This window comes from [Chlorobium] sp. 445, assembly GCA_002763895.1.
In the GTDB taxonomy this organism is placed as follows: Bacteria; Bacteroidota; Chlorobiia; order Chlorobiales; family Thermochlorobacteraceae; genus Thermochlorobacter.
Genome location: NSLH01000001.1, coordinates 39,798 through 61,986, shown reverse-complemented (window position 1 = coordinate 61,986; position 22,189 = coordinate 39,798). Strand labels below are relative to the sequence as shown.

Below are 22,189 nucleotides of genomic sequence, written 5' to 3'. Positions count from 1 at the left end.
AGAGTTGTTTTGAAATACCTAAATTTGCTCTCCAAGAGATGACAATCCCGGAAATTCTCAAGGCATATAAGACCCTTGCTGTAGTTGGGCAGTCTGACAAGCCTGATAGGCCCAGTTATTCCGTTTCGCGCTATATGCTTGCGCACGGCTACCGCGTGGTGCCTATCAATCCAAATTTGACAAAAGTGTTCAACCAACCGTGTTACCCGAGCCTCTTAGATTTGCCAAGCGAGATACAACACACAATTGAGATTGTCAATATTTTTCGCAAACCTGACAGTGTACAGCCTATTGTTGATGAGGCAATTGCAATTGGTGCAAAAGTTATCTGGATGCAACTGGGCATCACTAACGAAGCTGCACGCCAAAAAGCTGAAGCTGCTGGCTTGATTGTTGTTCAAAATCATTGCATTGCGGTTGACCACAGACTTTATTTAGCTTAATCTCTTAGAGGACTTGCAGTCATACGCTTCTATTCCATGAAGACTCCAAGATTTGTGCCTGACATCAAATTGATACTGCTGACGCTTAGCTTGTCTATGCTACCAGTGTATGCGATGGCGCTTGACGAAGATAAGCCTGACCGTCGCTATGGTTTTGCGTTTTCGCTTAAAGAAACTGAGGAGGCTTGTGGCACTATTGTCGATAAAATTATCATTACAGGCAATTACACCACGAAGCCGTTTGTGATGCGTCAAGAACTGCCATTTGCTGAAGGCGATACACTCAGGATGCAAGACCTGCAGACGGCACAACAGCTTATTTACAACCTGCAGCTTTTTAATGTCGTCTTTGTCTCCGCCAAGCGATTTATGCCCGATCAGTTGCCAGAGCCTATTAGTATCAATGATGAACAAGATTCACTTTTTGCGGCATTCTCACAGCAGTGCTATGAAGAAGCTCATGCACGTCAAGCCCCTTTAACCGTTGTCTTGATTTCAGTTCATGAGCGCTGGTATCTTTTCCCACAGCCACGTTTCGATTTGCGCGGGATGAGTTTAGCAAACTGGATACGCAACCCAACTATCGCTAACCTTAACATCGGCGTGATTACCACGCACCAAAATCTGACGGGTCTGAGTGATCCGTTCTCATTTGCCTTCGGCGTTGGCTTCGATCCCTACATTCGCCTGTCGTATTACACACCGTATTTGCTGGGCACCTCACGCACCGGCGCAGGCTTTGCCCTTACCTGGCGAGACCTCAACAATCTCGCTTACGACACCAAGACCGATGTCATTCCTCGTTACATCCAAAAAACTTTTATTATCTCAGGCGCAATTAGTCAGCGGCTTTCACCATTTGCCTTTCTGAATATTAACTTTGGGTTTAATCGTGTCTCTGTGTTTGAAGATATCAAAGCCGCTTATCCAAGCGCCACCGTCGCTGCTGATGGACGCGACTACTATCCTTGGCTGCATCTCAACTATATCTACTCGCAAGTCGACTTGAACCAATGTCCAACCAAAGGCTGGTTTCTCTCGCTAAATCTGTACCAGATGGGCTTACCGACATGGACAGATAAAATCAATATCACGCGTGGCATTTTTGACATTCGCTTCTATGAAAAATCCTTGGCGAACTGTCACTTGCACTGCGCAACTACACTGCAATTTCGCTCAATACTCCCGTACCAAATCATGAACGGCTTTTCTTTGGCTACACTCGCGTCGTAGTACGTGGCTATACACGCGATATCTTTGAAGGTGACAATTTGCAACTCAATACAGCAGAACTGCGCTACCCTATTGTGCCACTTAGTACGCTGCGCTTTGACTTTATACCTATTGAGCAGTTCAAAGTAATGCAGTGGGCGCTTTACGCTACACTCTTCTTTGATGCAGGCAATATCTGGTATAACTCACATACCTCTTTTTTCGGCAACCGTCCAACGACATTTGACTGGAAAAACACACAGTATGGCTATGGTGCTGGACTTGTACTGGTGGGTGGATATCGTTTAGCAGCTCGCGTGGATTTTGCGTGGAACAATCGTGGCTTGCTTGACATTATCTTCGAAAACATCGTTTCATTCTAATTTGCGCATCGACTGTGAAACTCTCTGTTGTTATTCCCACACTGAACGAAGAGCGCTTCATTGCCAAGACCTTACAAAGCCTTGCAGCGCAAGACTTGCCGAGCGACGTCTCCTTCGAATTGCTTATTGTCGATGGGGGCAGCTGTGATGCGACAGTTGAAGTGATCACCAGATTTTTTGACACCAACGACACTTTGCCTGTGCGTATATTCCGCAGCATCACAGGTAGAGCCTTTCAACTCAATTGCGGGGCGAATTTTGCTACGGGTGAGGCTTTGCTTTTTCTTCACGCCGATACTGTGCTGTCTCAAAATGCTTTGGCTGAACTTGCACGCGCACTGCAAAATCCAAGTGTTCAGTATGGCTACTTTGCAATGGACTTCGACGATGCGCATCCACTTGCACGACTCTACAGCGCTGCTACACGCATCAACTCAATTCTGACACACTACGGCGACTCTGGCATTTTTGCGCGTCGGACTTTTTTTGAGGCATTAGGCAAATTTCCAGAGCAAGAGTTGATGGAAGACCTCGAGTTTCTCTTTCGCGCACGCACACTTGCCGAACCTACGCTTATCAAAACCGCTTCGCTTACTACCTCTGCACGTCGATTCAAGAAAAATGGATTTTTTTCGCAGCAACTCTTCAATGCCTACCTTGTTGCGCGCTACATCTTCGGCGCCAATGCCAGCGAGCTCAAACAGCAATACGATGCTTATCGCAAATGACAAACAAACAGGGCATTCTGCGCATTTTGAGCTACTTCACGAGCATCATCTTTCGCGTCTCTCTGTATGAACCTGCTTCTAAGCGGTAGAAATACATTCCACTGGGTAAATTTGCAGCATTAAACTGCGCAACATAGACCCCTGCAGCTTGACGCATATTTACCAGCTGGGCTACTTCTCGACCGAGAATGTCATAGACTTTCAAACTCACTTGTGCCGCTTGTGGCAAGGAATACCTAATCGTTGTCGTTGGGTTGAAAGGATTGGGATAGTTTTGTTCCAGCGCGAAACCTTTCGGCATCACCTCTGCAAGCTGTTCCACCGATGCTGTTGCACTTAGTTGAATGGTTGTTACTGTACCGCTCACTTCATTTGCGACCACGAGCAGCGGCCGGCTGTTTGGACTAAGATTGCCCGGAATGATGAGCAAGCCTTCTGCGCCCAAATCACCGACACGATCAGCTGCTACTGGACCTGCGACTGCACCCGAGAGCACTGTGCTTGCCCCCGGCGTTACACTGAAATTGCGATTATTGATGTAGGCAACAAAGCGCGGCGCTGTTGGTGATGTAATGTTGTAAATCATCACACCGCCGATACGCTCCAAGCCAATGAACGCATAGGTGCTATCGCCAATGCGTGCAATTTTGACATCTTCAGGCTCTGGTCCTTTGTCATCACTACGGTTGTCGAGTGCATTGCTGGTGTTTGTAGCATTGAAGTTCGCTGGGAAACGCGCTGCGGTGATGCGCTCAAAGTCATCGCCGCTGTCATAGACGCGCACCAGTGAATCACGCTCGACGCGGAAGATAGAAAATGAGCGTCCACCAAAGCATTGCAGGCTGCGGTAGAGTCCTGCTGGCGTAGTGTCAGGCAAAGCAATAGAAATCTGCAATCGCCCTAACAGTGAATCACGGCGAATGCCTGTCGTGCGTGAGGTGTCACCAAACACTGCAGGGTCTAAACGGACACTTGCCGCACCGCCACGTATCTCTGGTTCATTTGTACCTGCGTATCCATCGCGCGCATCACCTTCATTTGCCGTTACAACAAAGGTTTGTCCACCGACCACATAGGATGCAATACCATCAGGTTGATAGATGCCGAACACAGGACGCGGTGCGATGTTGATTGCACCTGTACCGCCTGCGCCATCACGGTCGCTAGGGTCGAGACCAAAGCCTGCTAAGTTATGGTTCTTCAAGCCTAAACCACGAATACCAATAAGCGACGCTGTGCTGATGCGCACCAGTGCGATAGCATTATTTTCTTGGCAGACCACATAAGCCGTGTCACCTTGCACGGTGATGTATTCAGGCTCTAAGTCTTGCGCAACGGTCGCACGTGGTCCAAAGATGCGTACGCCACGAGCGCGCAGTGCCGTTTCTTGTCCGTTGAGTGATCGGAAATCTACAGTACGCACGTTTGCTTGCGTAATAGCTTGCGCCCCCGCACTTGGAATTTCAATGATGCTCACAGAGCCCTCAGGATCGATGTTGCCGGCATTGTAGTTGTTGGGTTCACCTTCATTGGCAACTAACACAAACCGACCATCGGCGGTAAAGGTGAGCATATCGGGCAGTGCCCCTACTTGCACTGATGCTAACGCTGTTGCAGTTGCACCTGCTGTTGCGGCACGATAGAAAAAGACTCTGCCCGGCGCCTGACGATTCGTGGAATCCACAGCCACAGCCAAAACTCCATTACGAATATCAATGCTGTTGGGCGAACCTGTTGTAAAACGAACGGAGTCAATCAAGCGTGGCAATGCTGGATTACTGAAATCCAAAATAAGCACATTATTGCTGACACTATTGACCACAAACAAGCGACGTGATGGGGCATCATAAGCCAGAATTTCAGCAGAACGTGGATCAGAACTACGATAGAGTCCCGTGCCCCAAGAACCGAGCACTGTGGGCGAAAGTTGCGCTGCTGCATGCTGTACAAGCAACATCATCAATGCGCTTGCAACAAAAAGTGAAGATTTGAAAACGTGTTTCATAAGATGATGCGTTTATGGGACAATACGGCAAGACGCTCAAAGATAGTTTTGTGAAGGTTAAGCCATCATTAATTCTGAAGCCAATGGGAGAGGCAGATAAATTTTTTTACAAAAGAAACTTTCAATTTTTTTTGAAAGTTTTGAAAGTTAAATTTCAACTGTGGAAAAGCTAACGCTAAGCGAGGCAAAAGCAAAGTTCATTCAGGCGTGGGGAACACTGGGCTCAAACTGGGGCATCAGTCGCACAATGGCGCAAATTCACGCCCTGCTGCTGATCTCTGTAGAACCGCTGAGCGCCGATGATATCATGCAAACGCTTGGCATCTCACGCGGCAACGTCAACATGACTTTGCGAGAGCTTATCGACTGGGGACTTGTCCAGCGTGAACACAAGCCCGGTGAACGCAAGGAGTTTTTTGTCGCAGAGAAAAATATCTTTGAGGTTACCAAAATGATTGCACGCGAGCGGCGCAAACGCGAGCTTGAACCCTTGCTTAGAGCCATTTCGGAGTTGAAACATGTTAGTCCAGAGCGCAGCGAAGATTACCAGAATTTTCAGAGCGTTGTTAAAGATGTGGAATACTTTGCAAGGCATATTGATGCTGTGCTTGAAAAAGTCGTCAAAGCCGATGAACGCTGGTTTTTTGGTTTTCTTGCCAAACTCTTCAAGTGAGGTACATGGCTAAATGCTTGGTCAAATGCACAAGAGCGCATTGCACTTAGCATCAGCATTTTTACGATGCAAAGCAAATTCTTAACTTAATTTTTTTATTATCTCAAAAACAGTAGACCTTTACAGTCAATTCTGAAAACCTGAACAACTATGCTTGAACATATAGCGCCCCGAGAAGACCTTGTCAACTACGGCAAGTATCTGCGTCACATCAATTCTCCTGATGACCTCAAGAAGTTTTCTCTCTCCGACTTGCCGGCCATTGCGCAAGAGTGCCGAGAGTTCGTTATTGATCTGGTCTCTCAATACGGTGGGCACTTTGGTGCAAGCCTCGGTGCCACAGACATCACTGTCGCTCTACACTACATCTACAACACCCCGAAAGATCAACTTGTCTGGGACGTAGGACATCAAGCGTATGTACATAAAATTCTGACAGGGCGACGCGGCATCTTTCATACCAATCGCCAATACAAAGGTGTATCGGGTTTCCCAAAGCGTAGCGAGAGCATCTACGACACCTTTGGTGTCGGGCATGCTTCTACCTCTATTTCAGCTGCAGCTGGGATGGCGGTTGCGCGTGATTTACGCAAAGAAGACTACAAAATCGTCGCTGTCATTGGTGATGGTGCCATGACGGGCGGCATGGCGTTTGAAGGGCTTAATCACTTAGGGCATCTTAAAACCGACGTGCTTGTCGTGCTCAACGACAACTGCATGTCGATTGATCCCAATGTCGGTGGCTTGAAAGAACATTTGACTGACATTACCACGAACTCGACTTACAACAAAATTCGGCGCGACATCTGGGACATTCTCAGTCGCATGGATAATGAACTTGGCGAGCGCGCTCGTCAATTTATCCGCAGCCTTGAGCAAGGACTGAAAGCTGCACTCACGCCCGGACAATTCTTTGAAGCCTTGGGCTTCCGCTACTTTGGTCCTGTTGATGGTCATGATGTGGTGCATCTTGCTTCGCTTTTGCGCGAACTGCGCGAGATGCCGCACCCGAAACTTTTGCACATTGTAACCATCAAAGGCAAAGGCTACAAACTTGCCGAAGAAGACCAATTAAAGTGGCATGCACAAAGCTCCGCCTTTGACAAAATCACCGGCAAATCACTCAAAGCACCGAATCCAAATGCGCCACCGCTCTATCAAGATGTCTTTGGCAATACCATTACAGAACTGGCACGAATGGATGAGCGCATTGTCGGTATTACGGCTGCAATGCCATCGGGGACCTCACTTAAAATTCTGGAGAAAGCAATTCCCGAACGCTTCTTTGATGTAGGTATTGCCGAGCAACATGCCGTAACATTTGGGGCGGGTTTGGCTACGCAAGGCATGAAGCCTGTTGTAGCAATCTACTCTACATTCTTGCAGCGCGCCTATGACCAAATTATTCACGATGTAGCTCTGCAAAATCTAAATGTGATTTTTGCAATGGATAGAGGCGGTCTGGCTGGTGCCGACGGCCCGACACATCACGGTGCTTTTGATCTCTCTTACTTGCGGCTTATCCCCAACATGGTCATTATGGCACCGATGAACGAACAAGAGCTGCGCGATATGCTCTATACAGCCGTCAAGTATGATGATGGTCCAATTGCCGTACGCTATCCGCGAGGTAATGCCGTAGGTGTGCCGCTGCGCAAAGAATTTACCCAACTTCCGATTGGTAGAGGCGAACTGCTACGCAAAGGTGACGATATTGCCTTCCTCGGTATCGGCGTTATGACCAATCATGCCATGAAAGCCGCTGACCTTTTAGCTGCACAAGGCATTTCAGCTGCCGTGGCTAATATGCGCTTTGTGAAACCTCTCGACACCGCACTCATTGATGAACTTTGCGCTAAGCATGAACGGCTTGTAACGATTGAAGAAAATACTATCAAAGGTGGATTCGGCAGCGCTGTCTTGGAATACTTGCAAGAAAAAGGCTACAGCAACAAAGTGCTCGTTATCGGCTTACCTGATCGATTCATTGACCACGGTCAGCCTGCTGAACTGCATAAGGAAGTGGGCTTAGACCCAGAAAGCATCTGCAAGCGCGTGCTTCAATTTATGGGCGCCGAAACCCTAGAAGCTGTTGCGCAGTAAGCGCGCATAAGCACAAGACAATATGCACAGGGCGAGCTTACACTCGCCCTTTACTTTTCCATGCTGCCTTTTTCGATATAGCCCACACATCGCTAAACCCTAGCGATGCGCTTCAGTTTGAAGATTATGCATGCTCACCAGCCAGTCAAGTAAGCCTTTGCAGGCATCTTGAAGCAGATCGAGCATATACTTGAAATCTCTTTCATCGCCGTAATACGGATCCGGCACTTCATCGAGTGTGTGGTGCGAGGCAAAGCTCATGATCAACTTCAACTTATGCTGCAGCTTTTGCGGACACATTCGCCGTAGATTTTCCAAGTTGCTTTTATCCATAGCGATAATCCAATCGTAGGTATCAAAATCTTTGCGGTGCACTTGCCGCGCACGATGTGCAGAGATATCGATGCCACGCTCTGCGGCGGCAGTTTCAGCACGATAGTCAGCAGGTTCACCAATATGGTAGCTTGCTGTGCCTGCTGAATCAATCTCAAAAGCAGCGGCTAAGTTTGCTTCGTGCAACAGCTTGCGAAACACCCCTTCTGCTGAGGGCGAGCGACAGATATTGCCTAAACACACAAATAGCACACGCACGGGCTTTGCGTGGGAATGGTTGAGATTCATCATTTTACGAGTTTTGAAATTTCTTTGAAGGTTGGTGTGCCCGCCACACGCAAGAGCTCAAAGAGTGCCATCTCCGTGCTAGTTAGCCATGCGCCCATATCCTCCATTCGCGACAGACCCAGTTTGTAGTTTTCAGCCGTGCGTGAAGAGACCGCATCGGCAACGACTTCCACATTGTAGCCTGCATCCAGCAAATCTGCAACCGTTTGATAGACACAGACATGCGACTCAATGCCTGCCACCAAAAGCTGCTCACGATCGAGCTCTTCTATGGCGTCAAGAAACGCTTCCTCACCACAGCAACTGAAGCTCATTTTGATAATCGGCTGCACATCAGGCATCAATGCTTTGATTTCAGGCACCGTCTCGCCAAGACCTTGTGGATATTGCTCCGTGAGCACAATTGGAATCTCTAAGATTTGTGCGCCACGTATGAGACGCGTCAGGTTTTGAAACAGTCTCTCTTTTTCATGCATCAACGTAGCAAGTTTGCCTTGCACATCGATGATGATAAGTGCGGTATCGTCGGGTTGAAGCATAGTGGTGTGGTTTTAGAGCATTGTTACGCCCAGGTTGAAGAAAATTTTGCGTTGCATTTTACGAAATCGCCCGCAAACTTCATTTGTAGAAGCATCCTTGCGTTATGTTAGACTTTTCGTAGGGCTTATCGCCTTTGATTCATCATCATTGGCATCCCCAGCTGATACACTTTAGCAATCCCTCTATCCGTTGTAAATTCAGTGAGAACCTTACCCAAAACATGGACACGAGTACTATGTTAGTGAAACCGCTGACATGTCTTGCTGTGCTGATTATGTCAATAGGATGCAATACCCTGCTTCATGCCCAAGCGGTGCGTTTGGACAAAGGTGCGCGCGCCATTGGTGTTGGCGGTGCCTTTACAGGTCTTGCAAACTCTTCTTTTGCCCTGTTCTATAACCCTGCTGGTCTGATGCTCCTGCCACATCGTGAAGTTAGTTTTTTCTATGCCCAACCTTTTGGACTTAGCGAACTGTCAGATTTTGCTATTGCATTTGCCGATCCACAGACCTTGCCAGCGGGATTTGGCGCCTTTGGTGCAGCAGCGCGCCGTTTCGGCTTCGAACTTTACAATGAAACTGCAGTCTCTTTGGGATATGCCAACGTGTTTGAGCGGCGGTTCTTTTTCGGCGCTACACTTTCCTATCAACTTTTCTCAATTCAAGGCTATGGCAATGCTGGCGTAATTAGTCTTGATGTCGGCATTTTAGCACTTATTACGCCTGAACTCTCGCTTGGTGTATCAGCGCTCAATCTTAATCGTCCTTCCATCGGTCTCTCAAATGAAGAGATTGCACAAGTCTACATGGCAGGATTGTCGTATCGAGTGCTAAAAAACCTACGTGCGTTTTTTGATGTAGAGAAAGATGTGCGCTATCCAATTTCATTTAAATCGGGTATGGAATTCGATGCTGTGCCGTATGTCTCACTGCGTGCAGGATTCAGCACCGAGCCGCAACGCATTGCCGGCGGAATTGGTGTGCGTTATGCCTTCGTCGATGCGGACTATGCTTTTCTTACACACCCTGAACTTGGCTTTTCGCATCACCTTACGCTCTCGGTTCGTTTCGGCGGCACAAGTGAAAGTGCACAAGAGGATTTTGAGCGTCTTATTGATGAGGCTTTTGAGCTCAAGCCGCCTATCAAAGAAGGCGAGAAAATCAATCTAAACACGGCTACGTTTCAAGACCTGATGCGCTTACCACGTATGACTCGTACGCTTGCCGACCGCATTTTGCGCTATCGCCAAGAATACAAGCGTTTCGAAAGTGTTGAAGAACTCAAAAACATTCGTGGCGTCAGCGAGGCCCTCTTCTCGGCTTGGCGGCGCTTCCTTGTTGTAGAGCCATGAGTGAACAGGAACAGAAAGACTGGCTTATCACTTTATCACGCTGTGAATGAATCCGCCACCTAAAACATCATCACCATCATAGAACACGACGGCTTGACCAGGCGTAATAGCACGCTTCGGTTTATCAAAGCGCACTTCGACCATACCGTTATCGAGTGGTGAAATCGTGCATGGCTCAGGTTGGTCTTTGTAGCGAATTTTTGCGCTGGCACACATTGGCTCTTTCAGTTCTGCCACAGCAATCCAATTTACTTGCGATGCTACAAGTCCATGATGCAGCAGCGCTTCGCTTTTGCCTACGACAATGGTGTTGTTCTCATAATGAATCTCGGTAACATAAACTGGCTCTGGTGTTGTGATGCCTAAACCTTTGCGCTGCCCGATTGTGTAGAACGGATACCCACGATGCTGCCCTAAGACCTTGCCTGACTCATCAAGAATTTTACCGCCAGACACTTTCGCTTCTAAGTCAGGCACCATTCTTTGAGAAATCGCTCGTAGTCGTTGTCGGGAATGAAACAAATCTCATAGCTTTCACTTTTTTCGGCGACCTTCAAGCCGAATTTGCGGGCAAGTTCACGCACTTCGGGTTTGGTCAGTTCAGCAAGCGGGAAAAGTGTTTTAGAGAGCGCCCGCTGCGAAATTCCCCACAGCACATAGCTTTGGTCTTTGTTTTGGTCCTTGCCCTTGGAGAGTTTGTAGCGCCCATCTTCATAGCGCACGCGTGCATAGTGTCCTGTGGCAATGTAATCTGCGCCCAAAAGTTCTGCGCGTTGCAACAGTGATTCCCACTTGACTTTAGTATTGCACATCACGCACGGGTTTGGTGTTCTACCATGCAAATACTCTTCTTTGAAATATTCAATAACGGCTTCACCGAAATCCTCACGAAAATCAAGTGTATAGTGCAAGAACCCTTTGGCGACAGCTACACTGCGCGCATCGTTGATGGACTCCAAAGAACAGCAACCTGTTTCTTTCTTTGAACTTTTGCCCAAACCTGCCATGTCATAATCCCACGTTTTCATTGTAATCCCAATGACTTCATAGCCTTGCTCTGCAAGCAGGCATGCCGCTACAGACGAATCTACACCGCCCGACATGCCAACCACGACCTTCTTTCTTGTGCTCATTCGTTGAAGATTTATTCGTAAATTTTTCGCTCAAAACATTACCCCTCTGTGAATCGTTTTGTGCTTTACACTCTTCTTTTGCTGCTTTTTTGTCATTGTTCTTCACAGCACTTTATTTTTTTGCAAGAGCTTGGCAATTGTCAAAGCTAAGACTAACTTTTTAGTTTTGACAGCAGTCTCTTCGAAGGACGAATAAATGACAAACCAATTGACAAACGCGCGTTCATGATTCAATACGATAGCCGAATTTGGTTCTCATTTCTCCTCAAGTTCAATACTGGGCAGTTGCGGCGACTTCTACCAAGCATGGCGCTTATGGCAGTTTTCACAGCGCTTGTGTGCTACTTCGACTTGGTCAAGGGCTATTACAAACTTGAAATGCCTCTGACGGTGCATACGCTCTTAGGCGTTGTTTTAGGCTTGGTACTTGTTTTTCGCACCAATACGGCATACGAGCGATGGTGGGAAGGGCGTCGGCTTCTTGGTGCACTTGTCAATGCAGCGCGCAATCTTGCCCTCAAACTCGATGCCTACCTACCCCAAGCCGATTATGCACGCCGTCAGCAATTTGTTGCACTGATTTCAGCCTATGCTCTGGCTATTCCCAAGCATTTGCGCGAGACTCTAACGGTGCAAGATTTAGCCATGCTGTCCGATGCGGAACGCGCCTGCATACAACCTGCCGCTCATATGCCACTTGCTGTGATGAAACTGCTCTTAGATAAAGTTCAGCAACTGCGCACTGACAACGACATTTCGATGGAGCAATTTCTTGCGCTCTCACAAAATCTCAATGAACTGATTGATACACTGGGCGGCATGGAGCGCATCAAAAAAACGCCTATACCCTTTTCGTATGCTATGCTCATCAAGCGATTTATTGCAGCATACATCTTCTCTTTGCCATTTGGTCTGATGCGTGATTTCGGTTGGGCAGCAGTTGTAATTGTACCCTTTATCTTCTATGTGATGGTCGGCATTGAAGTGATTGCAGAAGATATCGAGAATCCATTTGGTACGGATAGAGATGATTTGCCAACGGACGACATTGCACAAAATCTTTCTCGCAATGTCAAAGAGATTTTGACTTCCGTGCACGGCGAGGCCGTGAAAGAAAAAGTCGAGGGCGAAATTTTTGATACGGCTCTTGGCACTGCGTCATCACGCTCATCTTTCAAAACTGCATCGTCTGCAAAGTAATTTGTCTGTGCAGTAAAATTGTAGTAATGATATACTTTTGCCTTATAGGGCATTTTCTTATCAACTTAATTTATTTGCGATATGATGTATCACACCTTCAAACGCGCTGAAGCACATGTTGCGCGCTATGTGGAAGAATATCTTGCAAACAACCGCGCTGCAGCCACATTGAACTCACTGCTTGAAGAAGTTGGCATCGGTTTGCGTCCGCTCATTGACCACATTACGATTCGCACTACGGATGTAGAACGGCGCGCTGAAGAGTTTTTATCACTGGGTTTTATTGAAGATATCAACTTAGGCATCGTGGAGTATGAGAATTGGTGGGCAAAAGTGTATCGCTATCCGGGCTTGCCTGCTGTGTTTATCGACCAAGCCTTTGAAGATGAGCGTGGCGCAGGCTGTGTTATTCCCAAATGGGTCGAAACCTTCGGTGATGAAATTCTGCATCACATCGCCGTCAATGTCAATGATATTGAAAAAAGTATCGCTGCATTAGAAAGAAAAGGTATTGAGTTTGCTGGCGAAATTACCGGTGAGCCCGGCTCCGCCCTGCGGCAAATTTTCACGAAACCAGAAATGAAACACAGTATGGCTTTCACCGTCTTGGAACTTGCGGAACGGCATTGGGGCTACACAGGGTTTCGTTCTTTGCAAGCCAACACCTTGATGGAATCCACACGCACATAACGGACACGCACCGAAGTATGATTTTTAAGACCGACCACACCGAAATTCAATCGTTTCTTGAAGATACCAGTGTCTTACAAGGTGGATATACTGAAGGTGTCTATTTGCCCGAAAGTTACGAAGAAGTTGCACAGCTCCTGACGATGTGCTATGCGCAGCACAAGCGCGTTACGTTTTCGGGTAACGGGACAGGTACCACAGGTGGGCGCATTCCTTTCGGTGGGGTTACGCTGGCTTTTCATCGCCTCAACACCATGCTCAACATTGAAAAATTTCCCGATGGGACAGGGCGTGCCACCGTTCAAGCAGGGGTTTTGCTCTACGACCTTCAACGCGCAGTAGAATCGCTCGGACTGTTCTACACACCTGACCCTACCGAACGCTACTGCTTTATCGGCGCCACAATCGCAAACAATTCCTCTGGTGCACGCACATTCAAGTATGGACCGACTCGCCCTTATGTGGAGCGGCTCAAACTGGCGTTCGCAGACGGTGAAATCATGGATATTCGACGCGGAGAGATTTTTGCAGACAGCACTGGTATGATTGATTTTACCACACCACGTGGGCGACGCTATTGCTTCAAAATTCCAAGCTACACGATGCCCAACACCTCTAAGCATGTTGCAGGGTTTTATGCTAAACCTAACATGGATATCATTGATCTTTTTATCGGTTCAGAAGGCACGCTGGCTGCTATCTTGGAAGCGGATTTGAAGCTCATTGCTAAGCCAGAAAAAATTTTCAGTGCACTTGTCTATTTTGCTGACAATCACTCTTTGCTTGATTTTGTTCGTGATGCACGTCAGCTCTCACACTCAAACACTTTAATTTCAGCTCGTGCATTAGAATATTTTGATGAGCATTCACTGAACTTTTTGCGCAAGAAGTATCCGAACATTCCCGCGCAGGCTAAAGGCGCAATTTTCTTTGAGCAAGAAACAACCTCACACACTGAAGACGAACAACTTACCCAGTGGTATAGCCTTCTGGAAAAATACGGTGCATGTTTGGCTCAAAGTTGGATTGCACTCACCCCTGATGAGCAGCAGCAAATTCGTGACTTTCGGCATGCCTTGCCTGTTTTGGTCAATGAATGGTATGCGCGCTTTAAGCAGCGAAAGATTTCCACGGATATGGCAGTGCCGTATGAACACTTACCTGAATTGATGAAGACTTACCAAAGTGAATGTGCTGCTAATAGGCTCGATTACATCTTGTTCGGACATATCGGTGATGCACACCTGCATCTGAACATTCTCCCCAAAAATGCTGAAGAAGCCATGCGCGCAAAAGCGCTTTATCGACAGTTCATTCAAAAAACTCTGGAACTTGGCGGCACAATCTCTGCTGAGCACGGTGTCGGCAAGCTAAAATCTGAGTATCTTGTGATGATGTTCGGCGAAGACGGTATCAAAGAAATGGCACGTGTCAAAAAAGCCCTGGATGATCGCCTCATTCTCAACATTGGCAACCTTATTCCTGAGCCTTATCTTGCTTTGCTGTAAAAAACGACCTTAATCGTGCACGGATGCAAAAGCTGGCGAAAATTTTTCGCCATACGACCACAAGATGCTTAGCAGCAGAAGCCCATTGAGCACTAGAGCGGTTTGTGCACCGGCATGCTCCGACACCATGCCAGTTAGTAAACTGCCCAGCGGCAAGCCACCACGAAAGGCGGTTGCATAAATACTGATGACTCTGGCGCGCAAATTTTCTGACACTTCTGTTTGCATAATCGTATTGCCTACTGAACCGCAACTTACAAAAGCAAATCCGCCCACAAACATCAGCCCGATTGAAAGCAAAAAAATTTTCGACAGCGCAACTGCAATAACCACTGCTGCTAACACACCCGACGCCGTCATTACAACATAGTGCCGATTAACCGTCTCTTTGAGCGATGCAACACGCAGCGCACCAATCACTGCACCCGCTCCAAATGCTGAAAGCATCAAACTAAATCCACCCGCTTCTGCTCTAAGATTTTCTTTGGCAATCACAGGTACAAAATTCAGAAGAGGTCCAGCAAAAAAACTCACAAAAAGCACCACAATCACAATAGAGAGCAATTCAGGACGCTGCCCTACTTGTTGTATGCCTTCTTTGATGCTCTCGCTAAGTGAGCGTGCCTTATGTTCTGATATTCCGGCTTTTGGAAAATGAATGAGCGGCAAGACAATCAGTAACGCCAAATACGATAGTGCATTGAAGCCAAAACACCATGCCACACCGAGCGACGCAATAACCACACCACCAATAGCTGGACCAATAAAGCGTGAGAGATTAAACTGCATGGAATTGAGTGCAATAGCGTTGGTGATGTGCTCTTTGCTCACAAGCGAGGGCAGCGCTGAAAGATACGCAGGTGTAGAAAGCGATTGCACACAACCTACGATAAATGAAAGCGCAATGACTATCCAAACCGTGATATGTCCTGTAGCCGTAAGTATAGCCATGGCAAGTGCACTTGAGCCTTGCACGATTTGTGAGAAAATCAGAATCTTGCGCTTATCAAACCGATCTGAGATAGCGCCTCCAATCAGCAAAAGTAACAGTAGCGGAATATCTTGCATAAAGCCATCCAGACCTAAGAGCAGCGGAGAGCCACTTAGGCTAAGAATCAGCCACGGTTGACCGACTTTCTGAATCCATGTGCCGATGTTCGACAGAAATGCACCAGTCCAAAGCAGCCTGTAGTCACGGTGATGTAAAGCAGAGAAGGTTGAACGCAGAAAAACACTAAGCGGAGAGAGCCAAGTGATAGACGAGAACTCAAATTTTGACAACGCTAATCAATGTTTTCTCATGAAAATAAGCCGTACATACAAGTCAGACAAATTTTCAGCGCAAGTTGTGTAAATTTTATCTTTAACTAAACACTCTATGCAGCAATGACAAGTACTCACCATGCGACTGTAGCCTCACAGCGCCGAAAAATTCCCCTCAAATACTTTTTCAAGAAACCCGAGCGTACGGCTTATCAAATTTCACCCGATGGCAAACACATTGCATTTCTGAAACCCTATAAACGTCGCCAAAACATTTATGTGCAGCGTCTGGGCAGCACACGTGCCGTGCGCCTTACAAATGAACTTGAGCGTGATATCGCTGGCTTTTTTTGGAAAGGTAACCATACCTTGCTCTATCTGAGAGATTTCGGCGGCGACGAAAACTTTCATCTCTTTGCTGTCAATATGCCTCAAAAGCAGGTGCGCGACCTGACACCGTTTTCAGGCACACGCACTATGCTTATCGATGAGTTAATTGATTCAGACGATCATGTGCTTATTGCGCTTAACTTTCGTACACCCGAAGTCTTTGATGCCTATCGCTTAAATGTGCATACCGGTGAACTTGTGCTGCTGGTTGAAAATCCGGGTAATATCACAAGCTGGAATACGGATCATGATGGCAAAATTCGTCTTGCCGTTTCCACAGACGGCGTCAATACGACATTGCTTTATCGCAAAACTGAAGCCGATGCCTTCAAGCCGATTCTGACTACAAACTTCAAAGAATCACTCGTGCCGCTCTTTTTCACATTTGACAATGCCCGTATTTATGCTGCTTCGAATTTAGGACGTGATAAATCTGCTATTGTCATCTTTAATCCTGAAACTGGCAAAGAAGATGAACTTCTCTTCCAGCACCCCGAAGTCGATGTCTATGACCTTTCCTATTCGCACAAGCGTAAAGTGCTCACGGCGATTTCTTTTACCACTTGGAAACGAGAACATGTTTTCTTAGACAAGCTTACTGAGCAGATTTTCAGCAGTCTGCAACGCCAGCTCCCAGATGTTGAAATCGCGCTGACAAGTGAAACCAAAAATGAAGATGTCTTCATCGTACGCACCTATAGCGACCGCTCACTTGGTGCGTATTATCTCTATGAGCTTGCCACAGATTCGCTGACAAAACTTGCAGATGTCAGTCCTTGGCTCAAAGAAGATGAACTTTGTGAAATGAAGCCGATTTCCTACACTTCGCGCGACGGCCTTACCATTCATGGCTACCTTACACTGCCGAAAGATGTTGAGCCTAAACAGTTGCCTGTCATTGTCAATCCTCATGGCGGACCGTGGGCGCGCGACGTGTGGGGATTTAATCCTGAAGTTCAATTCCTTGCAAATCGTGGCTACGCTGTTTTGCAGATGAACTTCCGAGGTTCTACAGGCTATGGGCGAAGATTCTGGGAAATTTCTTTCAAAAAGTGGGGCAAAGAGATGCAAGATGATATCAGCGATGGTGTTAAATGGCTTATTGAGCAAGGCATTGCCGACCCCAAACGCATTGGCATTTACGGTGGCAGTTATGGTGGCTACGCAGTGCTGGCGGGTTTGGCTTTCACGCCCGACCTCTATGCCTGTGGCGTCGACTACGTCGGCGTCTCGAACCTCTTCACATTTATGAAAACTGTGCCGCCGTATTGGAAACCTTATTTGGAGATGATGTACGAAATGGTTGGCAATCCTGACATGGATCAGGACCTCATGCGCTCTGCTTCACCTGTGTTTCATGTCGATCGCATCAAAGCCCCACTCTTTGTTGCGCAAGGCGCAAAAGACCCAAGGGTCAATATCGAAGAATCCAACCAAATTGTTCATGCGTTGCGTGCACGCGGCATTGATGTGCCGTATCTGGTCAAAGAAAATGAAGGGCATGGCTTTCGCAACGAGGAAAATCAGTTTGAATTTTATCGCGCTATGGAAAAGTTTTTGCACAAACACCTGCTCAAAAAGAAATAGTCTTCAAGCCAAGTCCGCCACACTGATGGCACGGATTGGAGTATATGCTGTTGCGCGCAAAACCAAGGCACATCGTTATTGGCAGTTTGAATCAAAAATTTTATTCTCAAACGTTTTCCTAACTAAACATTCATTGCATAGATTATGTCTCGTGGATTGAACAAAGTCATGTTGATTGGGCACTTAGGTGCAGACCCAGAAGTACGTGTGTTGCCAAGTGGCACATCGGTAGCAAATTTTAGCATTGCTACAAATGAGTATTACAAAGATCAAAACGGTGAACTCAAAGAGCGTACCGAATGGCATAACATTGTCGCCTATGGCAAATTAGCTGATGTATGCCGACAGTATCTCAAGAAAGGCAAACAAGTCTATATCGAAGGGCGATTGCAAACACGCAACTGGGAAGACAAAGAAACTAGCAAAAAAATTATCGCACAGAGATTATTTGCTCAGATATACAGATGTTAGGTAGTCGTGCCGAAGGCGGTGACATGCCACATGTTGCCTCTGCAGAAGCACCGCCAGCAGAGATTACAGCACCTACGCCACATGTTGCCTCTGCAGAAGCACCGCCAGCAGAGATTACAGCACCTATGCCATCGCCTCGTTCCAAACAAGACCAAACTGAGAGCGCAGGTGAAGGAAAAGAGGACGACTTGCCATTTTAGTCTCTACTCTGTGCTGCATCGCTATCTCGGTCTGCTGTGGGCATTCTTTTCTGTGCTTGGCGTCGGTTCAGCTGCGGCGCAACTTAAGCCAATGTACGTCAAGCCGCTTGAGTCCAGCCTAGCACCATTACAAATCCAGCAGGCGCATGCAGAGCGCAATGAGCCACATAAACCAGTGCACTGGTTCTACACACAATCGGATTCTGCCAACAAAACACAGCCGCAAGCGCGCACGTATATTTCTTCTGCTGCGCTTAAAGCATGGGCATTCAAACAAGATTTTTGGTTCAGTAGAGATAAGGTGCAGCACTTTGCTGCCTGTTTCTTCATTGCCTTTTCAAGTCGAATTGCTGCAACCTCCATTCTAGGTATGCAAAAAAGTGCAGCAAACGCGTTTGCTGGCGGCATCGCTACCTTCGCTGGATTTATGCGCGAAGTGAAAGATGACCACGAATACAACAACATTTTCAGCACCAAAGATATGGTCGCCAATTTGCTTGGAGTCTTGCTGGCTATGGTGATTCTGACCTTCATCTGACCTTACGCTCACGGCACTACTTTGACACCACGCCAAAAGGCGACATATCCTTTGATTTGTTTAGCTGCGTCTTTTGGTTCGGGATAATACCATGCGGCATCTTTATTGACTTCGCCGTCTATCTTCACATCGTAATAACTTGCCACGCCTTTCCAACTGCATGTCGTATGCGTCGTGCTGGGCTGAAAAAATTCCATTTTCAATGACTCAGGCGGGAAGTAGTGGTTACCTTCCACAACAATCGTACGCTCACTCTCGGCGAGCACGGTGTCTTTCCAGATAGCTTTCATATTCTACAAAATAGGAATGGAGTTAAAGCCTTTGCACTCTTGAACAGTTGCAGTGCAAAGCAACGTTCTACCTACTGGGCGCCGAGCACTGCAAAAACTTGAAGTTTCAGAAAAATTTTATCTTCAAGCAACTTTACAATGGACTAACAATACATCCGTGAGTTTTACACAACTGCGATATGAAGTGTGTGAGCGTGTCGCCTACATCACGCTCAATCGTCCCGAGAAACGCAATGCGCTGACGCCCACGCTCATCACGGAACTGCGTCACGCATTTCAACATGCACAAGATGATGCCGGGGTACGTGTTGTGGTATTGCAAGCCGAAGGAAAAGCCTTTTGCGCAGGACTCGATTTAGATGAGCTTAGAGCGCTTTCAGCAAAATCTGCGATGGATAATCTCTACGACTCAGAGACGCTCGCCGCACTTTTTCGTGAGATATACACGCACCGAAAGTTTGTAATCAGCAAAGTGCAAGGCGCAGCTTTTGCTGGTGGGTGTGGTTTAGCATGTGCTGCCGATGTTGTTATTGCTGATAGAGACCATGCTAAGTTCTCCTACAGCGAAGCAAAAATTGGTTTTGTGCCTGCTATTGTTGCAGCGCTTATTCTGCGCCGCTCACGACATGCTGGCGTACGCGAAATGCTCCTGCGTGCTCATGTCCTTTCAGCTGATGATGCCTTGCGTTTAGGCTTAATCAATTACAGTGTGCCAAGCCACGACATAACTTCGTTTACAGAGCAACTTGCCCAAGACGTGTGTCATACAACCAGTCCAATGTCGATCGAACTCACTAAGCGCCTGCTCTGGTCCGTTGAAACAATGAGCCTTGATGATGCGATTAACTTTGCTATGCATCTCAATGCTTTCTCACGTCAAACCAGTGATTTACAAAAAGGTATTGCGTCATTCTTAACAAAGGAGCCAATCCAATGGTAAAACATGTGTCCAAACTGATGCTGTTGCTTACACTTTCCCTGAACACCTCGGTGGTTTTTGCACAGAGCGAAAAAGGCAAGTTTACAGAAAGCATTTTGCACTTTGCTCAAGCTGGCGACCTTGAGCATCTAGAAACTCTCAAAGCCTTGCCGCTTGCTAATGATGAGCGCTTAGCTTTAGAGGCACTAACCACCACACAGGGCAAGCGCGCCGCTGAACTTTATTTGAAATTGCTGACTGATTATCCCAACTCTGGATTTGTTACGCTTTGTCGTCAGCGTCTGGCTGAGTATCAAAGTGCCACGAAAGCTTTGGCTAATCTTGCACCTACAGCATCTGCGTCTGAATCAGTAAAACCTGAGCCTGCAAAAGTTGAGACCCAATCTGTCTCTACTGCTATGCCTGCTCGCACACCCACGATGCGATACACCTTGCAGTTTGGGAGCTTCAGCACGCGTGCGTCGGCGGAACTGCGTGCCAACGAATTGAAACCAAAAGTCAAAACAAAGGTTTTAGAGCTTGAAGACGATAGCGGTCGCAAATCGTTTAAGGTTCGGTGGGCAGAATACTTGAAGAATCGTGATGAAGCCCGCGCCTTCGGTCAATCCTTAGGGGTCGAGTTTTTCGTCGTAGAAGAAAGTAACGAATGAAGATGAAACCCGGTCAAACTCAGATCATTGGCGAATCGCCTGAAATCAAGCGGTTGGTTGCTCTAGCAGAGCAGGTCGCACAAACCGATGTTACTGTGCTTATCACCGGCGAAAGTGGTACAGGCAAAGAAGTGTTTGCAAAATTCATTCATGAACACAGTCGCCGTGCAGATAAGACGTTCATTCCGATCAACTGCGGCGCCATTCCTGAAAGCATTTTAGAGTCAGAACTCTTCGGGCATGAGCGAGGCGCCTTCACAGGTGCCGATCGTCAGCGCAAAGGCTATTTTGAGAGCGCCGATGGCGGGACAATTTTTCTCGATGAAATTGGCGAGACTCCACTCGAGGTGCAAGTTAAATTGCTGCGTGTCTTAGAGACTGGTGAATTTCAGCGTGTGGGCTCTTCACAAACGCTGCGCTGCGACACGCGTGTTATTGCTGCTACTAACCGTCGGCTTGAAGAAGAAATTGCAAAAAAGCGATTCCGCGAAGACCTTTACTATCGCTTGCGTACAGTAGAACTGCATATTCCCCCGCTACGTGAACGGCGCTCTGATATTCTTCTGCTTACGGAAAAATTTGTGCGCGATTTTGAGCGTAAACACGGCTTGAAATTCGTGGGCTTCACTGCCGAAGCAACAGAGCTTTTGCTGTCATATCACTATCCAGGCAATGTGCGTGAGCTGCGCAATATCATTGAGTCGCTCATTGTCTTAGAGAGAGAAGGCAAAGTTACACCTGAAAAATTGATGCGTCGTTTGCAACAAGCACCGCCTGAAGCTAAAGCCCCGATGATGTTACCAGCCGTGTTTCCTGCAAACCGAACCTTGCCTGAACCCAGTGCACTTGCGCAGCAAGAAATGATTTATCGCATGCTTTTGAGTTTGCAAACTGATTTGACCGAAATTAAAGGCATGCTCTCGGAACTGCTCTCAAGGTCGCAGTCACAAAAAGAGCTGCTGCTCTTGCCAGAAGGCTCACACGAGAGATTGCATGAAGCTAGCGCGATGGCAAACCATGAGAGCCTGCGCGATATCTTGAATTCTTTTTATCGCACGCTTGCGCAAGATGGTCGCATTCCCTCACTGGAAGATTTGGAGCGGTATGCCATTGAAGAGACGCTAAAAACGCTTCAGCGGCAATAAACGCAAAACGGCTGAAGCGCTCGGTATCACAGAGCGTACGCTTTACCGAAAAATCAATCAGTACAAATTGAGCACCACATAGCGCTCTATGTCTGTCTCCAAGCTGCAATTTTTGTGCGCTTCCG

The 22,189-nt window shown here is 47.3% G+C and carries 20 protein-coding genes and 3 pseudogenes; 17 read left to right on the top strand and 6 right to left on the bottom strand.

What is annotated here, in order from left to right:
* The first annotated feature begins 38 nt into the window (after positions 1-38).
* The 4 genes from CMR00_00300 to CMR00_00285 are packed head-to-tail and all read left to right on the top strand — an operon-like array spanning position 39 to position 2,766.
* Positions 39-443: a CoA-binding protein gene (locus tag CMR00_00300; protein ID PIO49165.1), complete on the top strand. Its 405-nt coding sequence runs from the start codon at positions 39-41 to the stop codon at positions 441-443.
* 36 nt (positions 444-479) lie between these two features.
* On the top strand, positions 480-1,676 hold the full coding sequence (locus CMR00_00295; protein ID PIO49164.1) for a hypothetical protein: 1,197 nt from the start codon (positions 480-482) through the stop codon (positions 1,674-1,676).
* Between the two features lie 38 nt (positions 1,677-1,714).
* The gene (locus CMR00_00290) at positions 1,715-2,038 is read left to right on the top strand and encodes a hypothetical protein (protein PIO49163.1); all 324 of its coding nucleotides are present in this window, start codon (positions 1,715-1,717) and stop codon (positions 2,036-2,038) included.
* Positions 2,032-2,766, top strand: a complete 735-nt coding sequence (locus CMR00_00285) for a glycosyl transferase (GenBank protein PIO49162.1) — start codon at positions 2,032-2,034, stop codon at positions 2,764-2,766. Before CMR00_00290 ends, CMR00_00285 begins: the two co-directional genes overlap by 7 nt.
* 31 nt (positions 2,767-2,797) lie before the next feature.
* Here the strand turns inward: CMR00_00285 and CMR00_00280 are convergent, their stop codons facing one another.
* The gene (locus CMR00_00280; protein PIO49161.1) at positions 2,798-4,771 is read right to left on the bottom strand and encodes an alkaline phosphatase; all 1,974 of its coding nucleotides are present in this window, start codon (positions 4,769-4,771) and stop codon (positions 2,798-2,800) included.
* Between the two features lie 247 nt (positions 4,772-5,018).
* Here CMR00_00280 and CMR00_00275 point away from each other — a divergent pair, with 247 nt between their 5' ends.
* Positions 5,019-5,444 (top strand): transcriptional regulator, encoded by a 426-nt coding sequence (locus CMR00_00275; protein PIO49300.1) that lies wholly within the window; start codon positions 5,019-5,021, stop codon positions 5,442-5,444.
* Positions 5,445-5,594: 150 nt separating this feature from the next.
* On the top strand, positions 5,595-7,547 hold the full coding sequence (dxs, locus tag CMR00_00270; GenBank protein ID PIO49160.1) for a 1-deoxy-D-xylulose-5-phosphate synthase: 1,953 nt from the start codon (positions 5,595-5,597) through the stop codon (positions 7,545-7,547).
* A gap of 99 nt (positions 7,548-7,646) precedes the next feature.
* Here dxs and CMR00_00265 read toward each other — a convergent pair whose 3' ends face one another.
* The gene (locus CMR00_00265; GenBank protein PIO49159.1) at positions 7,647-8,171 is read right to left on the bottom strand and encodes a phosphotyrosine protein phosphatase; all 525 of its coding nucleotides are present in this window, start codon (positions 8,169-8,171) and stop codon (positions 7,647-7,649) included.
* A complete protein-coding gene (locus tag CMR00_00260; GenBank protein PIO49158.1) occupies positions 8,168-8,707 on the bottom strand; it encodes a hydrolase in 540 nt (179 codons plus the stop codon). Before CMR00_00260 ends, CMR00_00265 begins: the two co-directional genes overlap by 4 nt.
* Before the next feature lie 221 nt (positions 8,708-8,928).
* On the opposite strand from CMR00_00260, the gene CMR00_00255 reads away from it, so the two are divergent.
* Positions 8,929-10,059: a hypothetical protein gene (locus tag CMR00_00255; protein ID PIO49157.1), complete on the top strand. Its 1,131-nt coding sequence runs from the start codon at positions 8,929-8,931 to the stop codon at positions 10,057-10,059.
* A 27-nt stretch (positions 10,060-10,086) separates the two neighbouring features.
* Here CMR00_00255 and CMR00_00250 read toward each other — a convergent pair.
* Positions 10,087-11,192 (bottom strand): annotated as a pseudogene (locus tag CMR00_00250) (tRNA 2-thiouridine(34) synthase MnmA).
* A 225-nt stretch (positions 11,193-11,417) separates the two neighbouring features.
* Here CMR00_00250 and CMR00_00245 point away from each other — a divergent pair.
* The 3 genes from CMR00_00245 to CMR00_00235 all read left to right on the top strand — a co-directional run bounded on the left by CMR00_00245 (position 11,418) and on the right by CMR00_00235 (position 14,590).
* Positions 11,418-12,392, top strand: a complete 975-nt coding sequence (locus tag CMR00_00245) for a hypothetical protein (GenBank protein ID PIO49156.1) — start codon at positions 11,418-11,420, stop codon at positions 12,390-12,392.
* Between the two features lie 81 nt (positions 12,393-12,473).
* Positions 12,474-13,082 (top strand): hypothetical protein, encoded by a 609-nt coding sequence (locus CMR00_00240; protein PIO49155.1) that lies wholly within the window; start codon positions 12,474-12,476, stop codon positions 13,080-13,082.
* Between the two features lie 17 nt (positions 13,083-13,099).
* Positions 13,100-14,590: an FAD-linked oxidase gene (locus tag CMR00_00235; protein PIO49154.1), complete on the top strand. Its 1,491-nt coding sequence runs from the start codon at positions 13,100-13,102 to the stop codon at positions 14,588-14,590.
* A gap of 9 nt (positions 14,591-14,599) precedes the next feature.
* Here the strand turns inward: CMR00_00235 and CMR00_00230 are convergent, their stop codons facing one another.
* On the bottom strand, positions 14,600-15,871 hold the full coding sequence (locus tag CMR00_00230; protein PIO49153.1) for an MFS transporter: 1,272 nt from the start codon (positions 15,869-15,871) through the stop codon (positions 14,600-14,602).
* A 105-nt stretch (positions 15,872-15,976) separates the two neighbouring features.
* Here CMR00_00230 and CMR00_00225 point away from each other — a divergent pair, with 105 nt between their 5' ends.
* The 3 genes and pseudogenes from CMR00_00225 to CMR00_00215 all read left to right on the top strand — a co-directional run bounded on the left by CMR00_00225 (position 15,977) and on the right by CMR00_00215 (position 19,039).
* Positions 15,977-17,830: a S9 family peptidase gene (locus CMR00_00225; GenBank protein PIO49152.1), complete on the top strand. Its 1,854-nt coding sequence runs from the start codon at positions 15,977-15,979 to the stop codon at positions 17,828-17,830.
* A gap of 144 nt (positions 17,831-17,974) precedes the next feature.
* Positions 17,975-18,501, top strand: a pseudogene (locus tag CMR00_00220) (single-stranded DNA-binding protein).
* Between the two features lie 10 nt (positions 18,502-18,511).
* Positions 18,512-19,039, top strand: a complete 528-nt coding sequence (locus CMR00_00215) for a hypothetical protein (GenBank protein ID PIO49151.1) — start codon at positions 18,512-18,514, stop codon at positions 19,037-19,039.
* A gap of 8 nt (positions 19,040-19,047) precedes the next feature.
* On the opposite strand, the gene CMR00_00210 is transcribed toward CMR00_00215, so the two are convergent.
* Positions 19,048-19,329, bottom strand: coding sequence for a hypothetical protein (locus CMR00_00210; GenBank protein PIO49150.1), 282 nt, complete (start codon positions 19,327-19,329; stop codon positions 19,048-19,050).
* A 52-nt stretch (positions 19,330-19,381) separates the two neighbouring features.
* Here CMR00_00210 and CMR00_00205 point away from each other — a divergent pair, with 52 nt between their 5' ends.
* The 4 genes and pseudogenes from CMR00_00205 to CMR00_00190 all read left to right on the top strand — a co-directional run bounded on the left by CMR00_00205 (position 19,382) and on the right by CMR00_00190 (position 22,146).
* Complete coding sequence (locus tag CMR00_00205; protein ID PIO49149.1) at positions 19,382-20,269, top strand: methylglutaconyl-CoA hydratase; 888 nt, start codon at positions 19,382-19,384, stop codon at positions 20,267-20,269.
* Complete coding sequence (locus CMR00_00200; GenBank protein PIO49148.1) at positions 20,263-20,919, top strand: hypothetical protein; 657 nt, start codon at positions 20,263-20,265, stop codon at positions 20,917-20,919. Before CMR00_00205 ends, CMR00_00200 begins: the two co-directional genes overlap by 7 nt.
* 2 nt (positions 20,920-20,921) lie before the next feature.
* A complete protein-coding gene (locus CMR00_00195; GenBank protein PIO49147.1) occupies positions 20,922-22,064 on the top strand; it encodes a sigma-54-dependent Fis family transcriptional regulator in 1,143 nt (380 codons plus the stop codon).
* Positions 22,048-22,146, top strand: a pseudogene (locus CMR00_00190) (hypothetical protein). Before CMR00_00195 ends, CMR00_00190 begins: the two are co-directional and overlap by 17 nt.
* The last annotated feature ends 43 nt before the right edge of the window (positions 22,147-22,189 follow it).

Bases quoted from the DNA above. Each gene is read 5' to 3' on its own strand.
- CMR00_00295 (PIO49164.1), top strand. From the start codon at position 480: ATGAAGACTCCAAGATTTGTGCCTGACATCAAATTGATACTGCTGACG.
- CMR00_00260 (PIO49158.1), bottom strand. From the start codon at position 8,707: ATGCTTCAACCCGACGATACCGCACTTATCATCATCGATGTGCAAGGC.
- CMR00_00200 (PIO49148.1), top strand. From the start codon at position 20,263: ATGGTAAAACATGTGTCCAAACTGATGCTGTTGCTTACACTTTCCCTG.
- CMR00_00280 (PIO49161.1), bottom strand. From the start codon at position 4,771: ATGAAACACGTTTTCAAATCTTCACTTTTTGTTGCAAGCGCATTGATG.
- CMR00_00210 (PIO49150.1), bottom strand. From the start codon at position 19,329: ATGAAAGCTATCTGGAAAGACACCGTGCTCGCCGAGAGTGAGCGTACG.
- CMR00_00195 (PIO49147.1), top strand. From the start codon at position 20,922: ATGAAACCCGGTCAAACTCAGATCATTGGCGAATCGCCTGAAATCAAG.
- dxs (PIO49160.1), top strand. From the start codon at position 5,595: ATGCTTGAACATATAGCGCCCCGAGAAGACCTTGTCAACTACGGCAAG.
- CMR00_00300 (PIO49165.1), top strand. From the start codon at position 39: ATGACAATCCCGGAAATTCTCAAGGCATATAAGACCCTTGCTGTAGTT.
- CMR00_00245 (PIO49156.1), top strand. From the start codon at position 11,418: ATGATTCAATACGATAGCCGAATTTGGTTCTCATTTCTCCTCAAGTTC.
- CMR00_00265 (PIO49159.1), bottom strand. From the start codon at position 8,171: ATGATGAATCTCAACCATTCCCACGCAAAGCCCGTGCGTGTGCTATTT.
- CMR00_00275 (PIO49300.1), top strand. From the start codon at position 5,019: ATGGCGCAAATTCACGCCCTGCTGCTGATCTCTGTAGAACCGCTGAGC.
- CMR00_00255 (PIO49157.1), top strand. From the start codon at position 8,929: ATGGACACGAGTACTATGTTAGTGAAACCGCTGACATGTCTTGCTGTG.
- CMR00_00235 (PIO49154.1), top strand. From the start codon at position 13,100: ATGATTTTTAAGACCGACCACACCGAAATTCAATCGTTTCTTGAAGAT.
- CMR00_00225 (PIO49152.1), top strand. From the start codon at position 15,977: ATGACAAGTACTCACCATGCGACTGTAGCCTCACAGCGCCGAAAAATT.
- CMR00_00240 (PIO49155.1), top strand. From the start codon at position 12,474: ATGATGTATCACACCTTCAAACGCGCTGAAGCACATGTTGCGCGCTAT.